10 protein-coding genes are annotated in these 15,071 nt (G+C 60.9%); 9 read left to right on the top strand and 1 reads right to left on the bottom strand.

The genetic code is table 11. The features are described 5' to 3' along the window. Window positions 1–209 precede the first annotated feature (209 nt). The 9 genes from betI to yccS all read left to right on the top strand — a co-directional run bounded on the left by betI (window position 210) and on the right by yccS (window position 14,159). Window positions 210–803: a transcriptional regulator BetI gene (gene betI / locus UB23_RS13845; RefSeq protein ID WP_045059882.1), complete on the top strand. Its 594-nt coding sequence runs from the start codon at window positions 210–212 to the stop codon at window positions 801–803. 118 nt (window positions 804–921) lie between these two features. Continuing rightward, a complete protein-coding gene (betB, locus tag UB23_RS13840) occupies window positions 922–2,394 on the top strand; it encodes a betaine-aldehyde dehydrogenase (RefSeq protein WP_045059881.1) in 1,473 nt (490 codons plus the stop codon). Between the two features lie 151 nt (window positions 2,395–2,545). Continuing rightward, entirely contained in the window at window positions 2,546–4,249 is a 1,704-nt protein-coding gene (betA, locus tag UB23_RS13835; RefSeq protein WP_045059880.1) for a choline dehydrogenase, read from the top strand. Between the two features lie 314 nt (window positions 4,250–4,563). Continuing rightward, window positions 4,564–6,006 (top strand): TldD/PmbA family protein, encoded by a 1,443-nt coding sequence (locus UB23_RS13830; RefSeq protein WP_045059879.1) that lies wholly within the window; start codon window positions 4,564–4,566, stop codon window positions 6,004–6,006. Beyond that, on the top strand, window positions 6,006–7,343 hold the full coding sequence (locus UB23_RS13825) for a TldD/PmbA family protein (RefSeq protein WP_045059878.1): 1,338 nt from the start codon (window positions 6,006–6,008) through the stop codon (window positions 7,341–7,343). The genes UB23_RS13830 and UB23_RS13825 overlap by 1 nt, the downstream gene beginning before the upstream one ends. A 143-nt stretch (window positions 7,344–7,486) precedes the next feature. Further along, entirely contained in the window at window positions 7,487–8,914 is a 1,428-nt protein-coding gene (gene mdtD, locus UB23_RS13820; protein WP_045059877.1) for a multidrug transporter subunit MdtD, read from the top strand. A gap of 156 nt (window positions 8,915–9,070) precedes the next feature. Beyond that, window positions 9,071–10,408: an ATP-dependent RNA helicase DbpA gene (gene dbpA, locus UB23_RS13815; RefSeq protein WP_236695861.1), complete on the top strand. Its 1,338-nt coding sequence runs from the start codon at window positions 9,071–9,073 to the stop codon at window positions 10,406–10,408. Window positions 10,409–10,561: 153 nt separating this feature from the next. Continuing rightward, complete coding sequence (locus tag UB23_RS13810) at window positions 10,562–11,740, top strand: NAD(P)/FAD-dependent oxidoreductase (RefSeq protein WP_045059875.1); 1,179 nt, start codon at window positions 10,562–10,564, stop codon at window positions 11,738–11,740. A gap of 235 nt (window positions 11,741–11,975) precedes the next feature. Then, complete coding sequence (gene yccS, locus UB23_RS13805) at window positions 11,976–14,159, top strand: YccS family putative transporter (protein WP_045059874.1); 2,184 nt, start codon at window positions 11,976–11,978, stop codon at window positions 14,157–14,159. 21 nt (window positions 14,160–14,180) lie between these two features. On the opposite strand, the gene UB23_RS13800 is transcribed toward yccS, so the two are convergent. Next, window positions 14,181–14,918, bottom strand: a complete 738-nt coding sequence (locus tag UB23_RS13800; RefSeq protein WP_045059873.1) for a substrate-binding periplasmic protein — start codon at window positions 14,916–14,918, stop codon at window positions 14,181–14,183. Between the last annotated feature and the right edge of the window lie 153 nt (window positions 14,919–15,071).

Genomic DNA, 15,071 nt, shown 5'->3' with positions numbered 1-15,071 from the left:
AAAGTCCCCAAGCACCGGGGCGCACAGGTTTCGAGCGATTTTTGATGTCGGTTTATCGCCATTTACACGCAGGCAAAAAACTGTAAATAGCGACGATTTGTCGCAGAGCTTATTCTTTATTGATTGAACGTTCAATCAAAACAAAATAGACTGGCCTTCAATCCGATAGACGTTCCACGTCTGCCGGAAGGCCTAAGGAGATGTGCAAGATGCCCAAGGTCGGTATGCAACCCATCCGCCGTCAGCAGTTGATCGAAGCCACTTTGCAGGCTGTCGATCAGGTTGGAATGGGGGACGCCAGCATTGCGCTGATCGCCCGTTTGGCCGGTGTCTCGAACGGCATCATCAGTCACTATTTTCAGGACAAGAATGGCCTGATCGCTGCCACGGCGCAGTATCTGATGAGTGTCCTCAGCGAGAACGTCACCGCACGCCGTCAGGCGCTGACAGATGACAGCCCGCGGGCCCATCTGCAGGTGATCATCGAAGGCAACTTCGACGCCAGCCAGGTCAATGGCCCGGCAATGAAAACCTGGCTGGCCTTCTGGGCCACCAGCATGCACCACCCGTCATTGCACAGGTTGCAGCGGATCAACGATCACCGTCTGTATTCCAACCTGTGTTGCCAGTTCCGCCGCGTACTGCCGCTGGATGACGCGCGCAGTGCAGCCCGCGGCCTGGCGGCGCTCATTGACGGTTTGTGGTTGCGCGGTGCGCTGTCCGGAGATGCTTTCGACACTGCCCAGGCGCACCAGATCGCTTACGAATACATGGATTTCCAATTGGCCAAGCAGGTGAGTTAGAGCACACATAAACGCTCAACCCCTGAACTGCTACTGATCGGTGTTGCCACAACCTTAGGGGAACTGGCTTTACCAGCAGTGGTTACCGCCAACCCACTTATGCTCTTGCGAGGACTTTATGGCCCGTTTCGAACTGCAAAAACTCTACATTGATGGCGGCTACAGCGATGCCAGCAGCGACGCTACCTTCGAAGCCATCAACCCGGCTAACGGTGAAGTCCTCGCCAACGTCCAGCGCGCGACCAAGGAAGACGTGGAACGCGCCGTGGTCAGCGCCGAAAAGGGCCAGAAAATCTGGGCCGCGATGACCGCGATGGAGCGTTCGCGCATCCTGCGTCGCGCCGTCGACATCCTGCGCGAGCGCAACGATGAACTGGCAGCCCTGGAAACCCTCGACACCGGCAAATCGTTCTCCGAAACCAAGTACGTCGACATCGTCACCGGTGCGGACGTGCTGGAATACTACGCAGGCCTGGTACCGGCCATCGAAGGCGAGCAGATCCCGCTGCGCGACACTTCCTTCGTCTACACCCGTCGCGAGCCGTTGGGCGTGGTGGCCGGTATCGGCGCCTGGAACTACCCGATCCAGATCGCCCTGTGGAAATCTGCCCCTGCCCTGGCAGCCGGCAACGCAATGATCTTCAAGCCAAGTGAAGTCACTTCCCTGACGACCCTGAAACTGGCCGAAATCTACACTGAAGCCGGCGTTCCGGCTGGCGTGTTCAACGTTCTGACCGGCAGCGGCCGTGAAGTCGGCACCTGGCTGACCGAGCACCCGCGCATCGAGAAAGTGTCCTTCACCGGCGGCACCGACACCGGCAAGAAAGTCATGGCCAGCGCTTCGAGCTCGTCGCTCAAGGAAGTGACCATGGAGCTGGGCGGCAAATCGCCTTTGATCATTTTCGACGACGCCGACCTCGATCGTGCCGCCGACACCGCGATGATGGCCAACTTCTACAGCTCCGGCCAGGTCTGCACCAACGGCACTCGCGTGTTCGTACCGACCCATCTGAAAGCTGCGTTCGAAGCCAAGATCGCCGAGCGTGTAGCGCGCATCCGCATCGGCAATCCGGAAGACGAGAACACCAACTTCGGCCCGCTGGTCAGCTTCGCCCACATGGAAAGCGTGTTGGGTTACATCGCCAAGGGCAAAGAAGAAGGTGCTCGCGTTCTGTGCGGCGGCAGCCGTCTGACCGAAGGCGAATTCGCCAAAGGCGCCTTCGTGGCACCGACCGTGTTCACCGACTGCACCGACGAGATGACCATCGTTCGCGAAGAAATCTTCGGGCCGGTGATGGCGATCCTGACCTACGACAGCGAAGAAGAAGTGATCCGTCGTGCCAACGACACCGACTTCGGCCTGGCCGCCGGCATTGTCACCAAGGACCTGAACCGCGCTCACCGTGTGATTCATCAACTGGAAGCGGGTATCTGCTGGATCAACGCCTGGGGCGAGTCCGACGCGAAGATGCCGGTGGGTGGCTACAAGCAGTCGGGTGTTGGTCGTGAGAACGGCATCAGCTCGCTGAACAACTTCACGCGCATCAAATCGGTACAGGTCGAACTGGGCGATTACGCCTCGGTTTTCTAAGGCGGCATCTGCTTCGCCTGCGAGGCCGTCATCGCCAGCAGGCTGGCTCCCACAGGAGTACGCATTCCAATGTGGGAGCCAGCCTGCTGGCGATCGAGTGCGCAGCAATCGCAACGGTCTGACCTGACCTACTTCAAAGAGGGTGCATTCAATGTCCCAAGAATTCGATTACATCATCATCGGTGCCGGCTCTGCCGGTAACACCCTGGCGACCCGTCTGACTGAAGACGAAGGCGTCACCGTCCTGCTGCTCGAAGCCGGTGGCCCGGATTACCGTCTGGACTTCCGCACGCAGATGCCAGCCGCCCTGGCGTTTCCGCTGCAAGGCCGTCGCTACAACTGGGCCTACGAAACCGATCCTGAACCACACATGGACGGTCGCCGGATGGAATGCGGTCGCGGCAAGGGCCTGGGTGGCTCTTCGCTGATCAACGGCATGTGCTACATCCGCGGCAACGCCATGGACTACGACAACTGGGCCAAGCTGCCTGGCCTGGAAGACTGGGACTACCTGAACTGCCTGCCGTATTTCCGCAAGGCGGAAACCCGTGACATCGGTCCGAACGACTACCACGGTGGCGAGGGCCCGGTCAGCGTGACCACGCCAAAAGCCGGCAACAACCCGCTGTTCCACGCGATGGTTGAAGCAGGCGTGCAAGCCGGTTACCCGCGCACAGAAGACCTGAACGGTTACCAGCAGGAAGGCTTCGGCCCGATGGACCGCACCGTCACGCCGAACGGTCGTCGCGCCAGCACCGCTCGCGGCTACCTGGACACGGCCAAGAAGCGTTCGACCCTGACCATCGTCACCCACGCCCTGACCGACAAGATCCTGTTCGAAGGCAAGCGTGCGGTCGGCGTGCGTTACCTGATCGGCGCTGCAGAAGAGCGCGTTGAAGCCCGTGCCCGCAAGGAAGTGCTGCTGTGCTCCGGCGCCATTGCCTCGCCGCAAATCCTGCAACGCTCCGGCGTCGGCCCGGCCGAACTGCTGAACAAGCTCGACATCCCGGTGGTCCACGACCTGCCAGGCGTTGGCGAAAACCTGCAGGATCACCTCGAGCTGTACTTGCAGTACGCTTGCACTCAACCGGTTTCGCTGTACCCATCGCTGCTCTGGTACAACCAGCCAGCCATCGGTGCCGAGTGGCTGTTCAACGGCACCGGCATCGGCGCCAGCAACCAGTTCGAAGCCGGCGGTTTCATTCGTACCCGCGAAGATTTCGATTGGCCGAACATCCAATATCACTTCCTGCCGGTGGCGATTAACTACAACGGCAGCAACGGTGTGAAAGAGCACGGTTTCCAGGCACACATGGGTTCCATGCGTTCGCCGAGCCGCGGTCGCATCCAGGCCAAGTCCAAGGATCCGCGCGAGTACCCGAGCATCCTGTTCAACTACATGGCCACCGAGCAGGACTGGCAGGAATTCCGCGACGGCATTCGCCTGACCCGTGAAATCATGCAACAGCCGGCGCTGGACCAGTACCGTGGCCGTGAAATCAGCCCGGGCATCGAAGTGCAAACCGATGAGCAGCTCGACAAGTTCATCCGCGAACACGCTGAAACCGCGTTCCACCCGTCCTGCTCGTGCAAGATGGGCACCGACGAAATGGCTGTGGTCGATGGCGAAGGCCGCGTGCATGGCATGCAGGGTCTGCGAGTGGTCGATGCCTCGATCATGCCGATCATCACCACCGGTAACCTGAATGCGCCAACGATCATGATCGCCGAGAAAATCGCCGACAAGATCCGCGGCCGCCAGCCTCTGCCGCGCAGCACGGCGGATTACTATGTGGCCGGTGATGCTCCGGTACGTGGCAAGCCGATGCGGGATGTGAGCCTGACTGCTCAGTAAGACAGTCAGACTGCGGCGCGGCCATCGCGGGCAAGTCGAACGTCGCACCGCCGCTCCCACAGGAATCTCGGGTGTTCACATAATCTGTGCTCACTGAATATCCAATGTGGGAGCGGCGGTGCGCCGTTCGACTTGCTCGCGAAAGGGCCCGGCCCAACAACCACACATCTGCACCCTGATACACCCGGCAATCCCTACCCCCTCTGCCCACGCCCTTGATCTACCCCACGCCCAGGCCTAATCTAGCGCCACGCAAACGTTTCACCCCCTTCGCCACACCGCGTCACCGCCACTCCATCCAGGGAGGTTCCCGAATGTTCGATTTCCACCCCCAGCTCAAGCAGCGCTTTGCTGCCTTGCGCACGGGCGCCGAGTTCTTTTCGCTACGCTATGTGCGCGAGTCCGGCCAGTACCTGTCAGTGCGCAAGAACGTCGCCGAACCGCCGAGCCTGAGCCGCGACGAAGGGGCCATGCTGACGGTGCGGGTCAATGGCGTTGAAGCCTATGCGGCGACCAACGACCTGTCGCAACCAGGCCTGCAAGCAGCACTCGAGAAAGCCGAGCAACAAGCCCGACTATTCAAGCCTCATGCCTTGCTCGACCTTCGCGAGCAGGCCGTTTCCAGTGATCGCGCCGACTACTTTTCGCCCAATCTCGATCAGCCCTTCCCCTCTCTCAGTGATTGCTATCAGCTGCTCGGCGCCGAATCCGCAGCTGTACCCAAGGATGAGCGGCTGGTGAACTGGCAGGTCAGCATCGGCGTCACCCACGTCGAGCAGATCTACCTCAACAGCGCCGGCGCCGAGTTGCGCCAGGCCCAGCGCTTCGTTTACCCGGGCCTCGACGTCACTGCCTACGATGGGAACGACAGCCAGACCCGCAGCCTGGGCCGCGAGAACTTTGGCCAGCAGGGCGGTGCCGACGTGATCAGCCGCTGCGGACTGATCGGCGCCGGTCCGCAAGTAGCGGATCAGGCCCTGCAGTTGCTGCTGGCACCCAACACCCCGCAAGGCACGCGTGACCTGCTATTGATGCCCGACCAGATGATGCTGCAAATCCACGAGTCCATCGGTCACCCCCTGGAGCTGGACCGCATCCTGGGCGATGAACGCAATTACGCGGGCACCAGCTTCGTCAAGGCGCAAGACTTCGGTCAACTGCAGTACGGCTCGCACCTGCTCAACGTGACCTTCGACCCGGACATTCCCGAACAACTCGCAAGCTACGGGCATGACGACGATGGCAGCGCCGCCAGCAAGCAGTTTCTGATCAAGCAAGGTTTGTTGCTGCGGCCATTGGGTGGTGCCCTCTCGCAGTTTCGTGCGGGCATGGAGGGCGTAGCCAACAGTCGCGCCTGTGGCTGGAACCGTCCGCCGATCGATCGCATGGCCAACCTGAACATTGAGCCTGGGGATCAACCGCTGGAGCAACTCATCGGCAATATCGAGCACGGCATCCTGATGAGCACCAACCGCTCCTGGTCGATCGACGATGCACGCAACAAATTCCAGTTCGGCTGCGAGTGGGGCCAGTTGATCGAGAATGGCGAACTCAAGGGCGTGGTGAAAAACCCTAATTACCGGGCAATCTCTGCACAGTTCTGGAAAAACCTCAGCGCCGTCGGCGACGCCAGCACCTTCAAGGTATTAGGCACACCGAACTGCGGCAAAGGTGAACCGAATCAGGTGATCCGCGTAGGCCATGCCTCGCCCGCCTGTGTATTCAGCAACGTGGATGTATTCGGGGGAGACGCCTGATGAGTATTCCAATCAATCAGGCCGAGTCGTTCAAGGCCCTGGTGACCTGGCTGCAGGACGCCATTCGCCAGCCGGAACAGTTCACCCTGAGCTACGCCGCCGAGTCCTCGGCTTTCGTGCGGTTCAACCATGGCAAGGTGCGCCAGGCCGGACAGGTGCAGCAGGCCAGCATCGGCTTCAAGCTGATCGACCAGGGCCGCCACGCCGACCTCGACATCACCCTGTCGGATGACCTCCGGGCAGATATCCAGCGTCTGGCCGAGGGCCTGCAGCAGCTGCGCGACACCCTGCCGCTATTACCGGAAGACCCGTACCTGCTGCTCAACTTCAACGACTGGCAGAGCCAGAACGTGCAGGATCATCCGCTACCGGAGACAGCGCAGGCCGTGGCTGAAATCACCCGCGCGGCGGCAGGCCTGGACCTTGTGGGCTTTTACGCAGCGGGTCCGATCAGCCGCGGTTTCGCCAGCTCTTCGGGAGCGTTCGGCTGGCATCAGGCGAACAGTTTCAATTTCGATTTCAGCCTGTTTCACGAGAACGGCCAGGCGGTAAAAGCCAGCTATGCCGGGCATGAATGGAACAGCGAGGGTTTTGCCAAACGCTTCGAGCAAGCCCGCGAGCAACTTGAATTTCTCGGCCGCCCGCTACGCACCCTGGCGCCGGGTCAGTACCGCGCCTACCTCGCACCTGCTGCGCTGGAAGAAATCATCGGCATGCTGTGCTGGGGCGGGTTTTCCGCGCAGTCGATTGCCAGCAAGAGCAGCCCGCTGCAGAAGCTCTATGCCGGCGACCAGGCATTCAGTGCGCTGGTGTCGCTGGATGAACACGTGAGCGGTTCGTTGAGCCCGGCGTTTTCCGGCGAAGGTTATCCGCGCAGCGACCTGAAGCTGATCGTCGAAGGCCGGGCGGGCGAGCAGTTGGTGGGCTCACGCAGCGCCGCCGAATATGGCCTGGCCGCCAACGGCGCCGGCAGCGGTGAATCGCCCAGCGCCGTGAACATGGCGGCTGGTACGTTGCCGGACGCCGACATTCTCAAGCAATTGGGGACCGGCCTGTACATCAGCAACCTGTGGTATCTGAATTACTCGGACCAGCCAGGCGCCCGCATGACCGGCATGACGCGGTTCGCCACGTTCTGGGTCGAGAACGGCGAGATACAGGCACCGGTGAGCACCATGCGCTTTGATGACACGGCCTACAGCTTGCTCGGTTCTCAGTTGGAAGCGTTGACGCAGGAGCGGGAACTCCTGCTGTCCGCCAGCACCTATAGTCAGCGGGCAACGGCCTCGGCGTTGTTGCCGGGCGCGCTGATCAGTCGGTTAACCCTGACCCTGTAAATCCACAAATCCTTGTAGGAGCGAGCTTGCTCGCGAAAAACCGGAGAGCGCTGAGGGGCATCAGATGCCCCGCGTTATCGTTGACAACCATCGCGAGCAAGCTCGCTTCTACAGGTGCGTTGTTCCAATTGACAAGAGGTCCCATGCCCAATCGCCCGCCTCTGGATCCCGTCACCGCCCGCTGGCTGCCTTGGGTGGTGGCCATCGCTTTTTTCATGCAGTCCCTCGATGGGACCATCCTCAACACCGCACTGCCGGCCATGGCCCGCGATCTGGCGGAAGATCCGTTGCGCATGCAAGGCGTGATCATTGCCTACATGCTCACCGTCGCCTTGCTGATCCCGGCTTCGGGCTGGATCGCCGATCGTTTTGGCACCCGCAAGATATTCTTCGGCGCCATCCTGCTGTTCAGCATCGGCTCGTTGCTGTGCGCACTGTCCAATAGCCTGGGCATGCTGATCGGCGCCCGGGTCATCCAGGGCCTGGGCGGCGCGCTGATGCTGCCGGTCGGTCGCCTGGTAGTGCTGCGCGCCTATCCGCGGTCAGAGCTGGTGCGGATCATGGGCTTTATCACCATCCCCGGTCTACTCGGCCCACTGCTGGGCCCCACCACTGGCGGCTGGATGGTTGAGTATTTGTCCTGGCACTGGATCTTCCTGCTCAACCTGCCGGTGGGTGTCATCGGTTGCTACGCCGTGTGGAAATTCATTCCCGACCTGCGCGGCACCGAGCGTACCCGCTTCGACAGCCTTGGCTTCCTGCTGTTTGGCGCCGCGATGGTGCTGATCACCATCGCCATGGAAGGCCTGGGCGAGCTGCACCTGCCGCACCTGCGCGTGATGTTGCTGCTGTTCGCCGGCATGGCCTGCCTCGCTGCGTATTGGCTAAGAGCCGGGCACATCGACAATCCGCTGTTTGCGCCTTCGCTGTTCAAGACCCGGACCTTTGCCGTGGGCATCCTCGGTAATCTGTTCGCCCGCCTCGGCAGCGGCGCCTTGCCGTTCCTTGTACCGCTGCTGCTGCAAGTGGCGCTGGGCTACTCGCCCTCCCAGGCCGGCATGAGCATGTTGCCACTGGCCGCCGCAGCCATGGTCGCCAAGTCGGTGGCTCGGCCGCTGATCGAACGCCTGGGTTATCGCATCGTGCTGACTGGCAACACCCTGGCCCTGGGGGTGATGCTCGCGAGCATGGGCTTGGTCAGCGAGCAGACGCCCTATTGGCTGCTGTTGGGCATGCTGGCGATCCTGGGTGCAATCAACTCGCTGCAATTCACTGCAATGAACACGGTGACCCTGATCGACCTGGACGACGCCAGCGCCAGCAGCGGCAACAGCTTGCTGTCCGTGGTTGCGCAATTGTCCCTGAGCCTGGGAGTTGCTTGCGCCGGCGCTTTGCTCGGCGGCTTCACCGCCGAAGTCGGCAATGACGGCGTGGACACGGTGCTGGGCGCCTTCCAGCTGACCTTCGTGACCGTGGGCATCATGGCGATGCTGGCGGCTGCCATCTTCTCGCAGCTATCGAAGGAAGACGGACGGCGTGTCAAACGTCCAGAGGAGCACATCGAACCTTAGTTTGCGGACGACAAGTGGCTGGGCCTGGCGACTTTCCGTCCGGAAAATACAGGCCAGTAGCCACGGGACTGATACACTACGCGACATTTTGTTTTGCAGGCCAGTCCCGTGACCACCATCGCCACCGCTTTTAATACTTTGCCGCTGTCCGCCGCCATGCTGGCTAACCTCGACTCCCTCGGTTATGCCCAGATGACGCCGATCCAGGCGCAAAGCTTGCCGGTGATCCTCAAGGGGATGGACCTGATCGCCCAGGCCAAGACCGGCAGCGGCAAGACCGCAGCCTTCGGTATCGGCCTGTTGAACCCGATCAATCCGCGCTTCTTCGGTTGCCAGGCACTGGTCATTTGCCCGACTCGCGAGCTGGCCGACCAGGTGGCCAAGGAAATCCGTCGCCTGGCCCGTGCCGAAGACAACATCAAGGTCCTGACCTTGTGCGGCGGCGTGGCATTCGGCCCGCAGATCGGCTCGCTGGAGCACGGCGCGCACATCATCGTCGGCACACCGGGTCGCATCCAGCAGCACCTGCGCAAGGGCTCGCTGGTGCTGCATGGCCTGAATACGCTGATTCTCGACGAAGCCGACCGCATGCTGGACATGGGTTTCTACGATTCCATCGAAGAAATCATCATGCAGGCCCCGGAACGTCGCCAGACCCTGCTGTTCTCGGCTACCTACCCGGTCGGCATCAAGCAGCTGGCGTCCAAGTTCATGCGCAACCCTCAGCAAGTGAAGGCCGAGGCATTCCACGACGACACGCAGATCGAGCAGCGCTTTTACGAAATCTCCCCGGAAGAGCGTATGGACGCGGTCGTCAAAGTCCTCGCGCATCACCGTCCGGCTTCCTGCGTAGCCTTCTGCTTCACCAAGCAGCAAGTTCAGGAAACGGTTGATCACCTGACCTCCAAAGGTATCTCCGCCGTCGGCCTGCACGGCGACCTGGAACAGCGCGATCGCGACCAGGTATTGGCGATGTTCGCCAATCGCAGCACTTCGGTACTGGTTGCCACCGACGTCGCCGCACGCGGCCTGGACATCGATGCACTGGACATGGTGATCAACGTCGAGCTGGCACGTGACTCGGAAATCCACATTCACCGCGTTGGCCGTACCGGTCGTGCTGGCGAGAAGGGTATCGCAATCAGCCTGGTCGCCCCGTCCGAAGCGCACCGCGCCCAGGCCATCGAACAACTGCAGAAATCGCCGTTGAGCTGGGATCAGCTGGACAACCTCAAATCCCAGGGCGGCGCCCCACTGCTGCCGGTGATGAGCACGCTGGTGATTGGCGCAGGCCGTAAAGACAAAGTTCGCCCTGGTGACATTCTGGGCGCACTGACAGGCGACGCCGGCATCCCCGGCGCCCAGGTCGGCAAGATCGCCATTTTCGATTTCCAAGCCTACGTGGCAGTGGAACGCGGCATCGCCAAGCAGGCTTTGCAGCGCCTGAACGACGGCAAGATCAAAGGCCGCTCGCTGCGCGTGCGTATCTTGTAAGAGATCATCTGCCCAACGAATATCCCCTGTGGGAGCGAGCTTGCTCGCGATGAGGCCAGCACATTCAGCATCAATGTTGTCTGTCAGTCCGCCATCGCGAGCAAGCTCGCTCCCACAGTTTGTTTTGTGGTGACATATCTAGAGGACACCGTTTTGCGCTCTACCGAAGTCGTGATCATTGGCGCTGGCGCCGCAGGTTTGATGTGTGCGCTGACCGCCGCCGGGCGCGGGCGCAAAGTGATGTTACTGGACCACGCGAACAAGGCCGGCAAGAAAATCCTGATGTCGGGCGGTGGTCGCTGCAATTTCACCAACATGTACACGGAACCGGGCAATTTCCTGTCCCAGAATCCCCATTTTTGCAAATCCGCACTGGCGCGTTACACCCAGTGGGATTTCATCGCTATGGTCGCCAAGCACGGCGTGCCGTACCACGAGAAAAAGCTCGGCCAGCTGTTCTGCGATAACAAATCCAGCGACATCCTCGAGATGCTGCTCAACGAGTGCGACCAGGTCGGCGTCAGCCTGCACCTGGACACCTCGATCCAGACCATCGAGAAAATCGAAAGCGGCTATCTGCTGGACACCACGCTGGGCCAGTTGAGCTGCCAGTCCCTGGTCATCGCCACGGGCGGCCTGTCGATTCCGACGCTGGGTGCTACCGGTTTCGGTTATCAGGTGGCCAGGCAATTCGGCCACCAATTACTGCCTACCCGCGCCGGCCTGGTGCCCTTCACCATCACCGATCAGCTCAAGGAGTTGTGCACCGAGCTGTCCGGCACGTCGGTGGATTGCCTGGTGAGCTGCAACGAGCAAAGCTTTCGCGAGAACATCCTGTTCACCCATCGCGGCCTCAGCGGGCCGGCGATTTTGCAGATTTCCTCGTTCTGGGAGTCTGGCGACGCCGTCGAGATCAACTTGATGCCCGACCATGATGTACCGGCCTGGTTGCAGCAACAGCAAGCCGAACGCCCGAACAGTGAGCTGAAGACCTTGCTGGGAGAAATCTTCACCAAGAAGATGGCCAACCTGCTGGCCGACAACTGGTTCGTCTCCAAGCCGATGAAGCAGTACACCCACGGGGAATTGGCCGAGATTGCCGAGAAACTGGCCAGCTGGAAGTTGGTACCGGCAGGGACTGAAGGGTATCGAACGGCAGAGGTGACCCTGGGCGGCGTCGACACCCACGAGGTGTCGTCGAAGACCATGGAATCACTGAAAAGCCCTGGCCTGTATTTCATCGGTGAAGTGCTGGATGTCACCGGCCACCTGGGCGGCTTCAACTTCCAGTGGGCCTGGGCTTCAGGCTACGCCGCCGCGCAGTACGTCTGAAACACCGCGCAACACACCCCGTAGGAGCTGTCGAGAGAAACGAGGCTGCGATCTTTTGATCTTCAAGATCAAGATCAAGATCAAGATCAAAAGATCGCAGCCTTCGGCAGCTCCTACGGGACCGTGTTCTGCCGGACAAGGAACAGATTTTGCTGTCAGATGTGATCGACGCCATTGCGTCAACGTCATTACTGGCTCAATTTAGCGTCATTGCCTCGGAAGGCCTTCGCACTTCATGCCATCAAGTTCATTTCGTCAGTCTCTGCGCCGCCTCTGGGCACTGGATAAATTCAGCTACAGCGTGCGGGTGTTCATTGCCCTGACCGGCAGCATGGCGCTGTGCTGGTATCAGGATGAAATGGGCCTGCTGATTCCACTGTTCCTGGGGATCATCGCCAGCGCCCTGGCCGAGACCGACGACAGTTGGCAAGGCCGCCTCAATGCCCTGGCGGTTACGCTGGTGTGCTTCAGTGTTGCCGCACTCTCGGTCGAGCTGCTGTTCCCCTATCCCATTGTCTTTGTCATCGCCCTGGCCCTCGCCAGCTTCGGCCTGACCATGCTCGGCGCCTTGGGCGAACGCTATGGGGCGATTGCCTCGGCGACCCTGATTCTGTCGGTCTACACCATGATCGGCGTGGACCAGCGCGGGGGCGCGGTCACCGATTTCTGGCATGAACCGCTGCTGCTGGTGGCCGGTGCGGCATGGTACGGCCTGCTCTCGGTGCTGTGGCAGGCGATGTTTTCCAATCAGCCAGTGCAACAGAGCCTGGCGCGACTGTTCCGTGAACTGGGTTTCTACCTGAAGCTGAAATCTTCGCTGTTCGAACCGATACGGCAAATGGACGTGGAAGCTCGTCGCCTGGAACTGGCACAGCAGAATGGTCGGGTGGTCGCCGCCCTCAACGCCGCCAAGGAAATCATCCTGCATCGGGTCGGCAATGGTCGCCCCGGCTCGAAAGTCAGCCGCTACCTGAAGCTGTACTTCCTCGCGCAGGACATCCACGAGCGCGCCAGCTCCTCGCATTATCCCTACAACGCCCTGGCGGACGCGTTCTTCCACAGCGACGTGCTGTTCCGTTGCCAGCGTCTGCTGCGCCAGCAAGGCAAAGCCTGCCGCGCCCTGGCGGAGTCGATCCAGATGCGCCAGCCGTTCGTCTACGACGCCAGTTTCGCCGAGGCCCTGAGCGACCTGCACGCTTCTCTCGAACACCTGCGAGTGCAGAGCAACCCGGCCTGGCGCGGCCTGCTGCGCTCGCTGCGGGCGTTGGCGGCCAATCTCGGCACCCTCGACCGCCTGCTCAGCGACGCGAGTAATCCCGACGCCCTGGCCGACGCCACCGACAGCAGCCTGCTCGACCGTTCGCCCCGCAGCCTCAAGGATGTCTGGATTCGTCTGCGCACGCAGCTGACACCCACCTCGTTGCTGTTCCGCCACGCCTTGCGATTGCCCCTGGCCTTGAGTATCGGCTACGGCATGGTGCATTTGATCCACCCGTCCCAGGGTTACTGGATCATCCTCACGACACTGTTTGTCTGTCAGCCCAACTATGGCGCCACCCGGCGCAAGCTCGGTCAGCGGATTATCGGCACTGCCATTGGCCTGACCGTGGCCTGGGCGCTGTTCGACCTGTTTCCCAACCCGCTGGTGCAGTCGTGCTTCGCGATCGCCGCAGGCGTGGTGTTCTTTATCAACCGCACCACCCGCTACACCCTGGCAACCGCCGCGATCACCCTGATGGTGTTGTTCTGCTTCAATCAGGTCGGCGACGGTTACGGTTTGTTCCTGCCCCGGCTGTTCGATACCTTGCTGGGCAGCCTGATCGCCGGCCTGGCGGTGTTCCTGTTCCTGCCGGACTGGCAGGGTCGACGCCTGAACCAAGTCCTGGCCAACACCCTCACCTGCAACAGCATCTATCTGCGTCAGATCATGCAGCAGTATGCCGCCGGCAAGAGCGATGACCTGGCCTATCGCCTGGCCCGACGCAATGCCCACAACGCCGATGCGGCCCTGTCCACGACATTGGCCAATATGCTGATGGAGCCTGGGCATTTCCGTAAGGAGGCCGATGTCGGCTTCCGCTTCCTGGTGCTCTCGCACACCTTGCTCAGTTATCTGTCCGGCCTCGGCGCCCACCGCGAGACGCTGTTGCCGGCGGAGATGCGCGAGTACTTGATCGAGGGCGCCGGCATCAAGCTGGCCGCCAGCATCGACGAAATCGCCCAGGGTCTGGCAAGCAAGACGCCCATCGCAATTCAGAGCGATGAAGAAGAAGCGCTGGCCAATGAGCTCGAACAGATGCCGGACGAGATCGATGAAGGGCAGCGCCTGGTGCAGACTCAATTGGCACTGATCTGCCGTCAGCTCGGGCCGTTACGGACCTTGGCGGCGCATTTGATCAAGGACGGCAGCGAAGTTTGAAGCCTGGAGCGGCCTCCGCCTTCACATGCCATGCTGCTTGAACAACCGCGCATAGCTTCCATCCGCCTTCATTGCCGCAATCTCCCGATCGAATCCCGCAACGATCTGCTCATGCTGGGGGTTCTTCAGGCTGACCAGGATATGCAGGCTGTTCTCGCTCAAAGGCTTGGGCAGGAACTCCACTGAGTTGCGTACCTTGGCGGATTCGCGCGACAGGTAGTAACGCGCCACGAACTCATCTTCCAGCGTGAGTTTTACCCGGTCGGCAGCGAGCATCCGCACCGCCATGGCAAAGCTGTGCACCGGGACTTTCTGCAGCGACACATCGTCGTCGAATGCCCTGGAATAGGCGTAACCCCGCACCACCGCGATCGGGTAGGTGTGCAGCTGCTGCAGGTTGTTGTATTCGATGGGGGCGTCTTTGCGCTTGATGAAGCGCACCCGGTTCAACAGATACTCACCGGAAAATTGCCCGATCCGGGTGCGTTCCTCGTTGTACCAGGCATTGACCAGCACGTCATAACGCCCCTCGCCAACCCCGAGCATGGCCCGCGCCCAAGGCACCTGCTCGAAGTCGCTGGCGTAACCGGCGCGCGCCAATGCAGTGCTGACAATGTCTGTGGCCAAGCCGCCATTGATCAGCGTGGCATCGGTAAACGGCGGCCAGGCATCCGCCACCAGCCGCAGCTTTTCCGCCTGAGCATTCTGAAACAACAACAGCAATCCGATCAGAACAAAGGCATGAGGCACTCGCGGCATGCTGGAAAATCCTTGGCGGGCGGGCTGTCATCGAAGATTACACAAAGAAGAGTGAGCCGCACGAATTGAATGATGGCATTTTGGCCTTTGTCACAGAATTCTGCGTCATCAAGACATCTTCCCTCAGGGCGCTTAGTATCAGAGCAACGTTGA

It is taken from the genome of Pseudomonas sp. ES3-33 (assembly GCF_000952175.1).
Classification (GTDB): domain Bacteria; phylum Pseudomonadota; class Gammaproteobacteria; order Pseudomonadales; family Pseudomonadaceae; genus Aquipseudomonas; species Aquipseudomonas gregormendelii.
The sequence above is the reverse complement of the archived record's forward strand: the minus strand, read 5'-3'. Positions and strand labels throughout refer to the sequence as shown.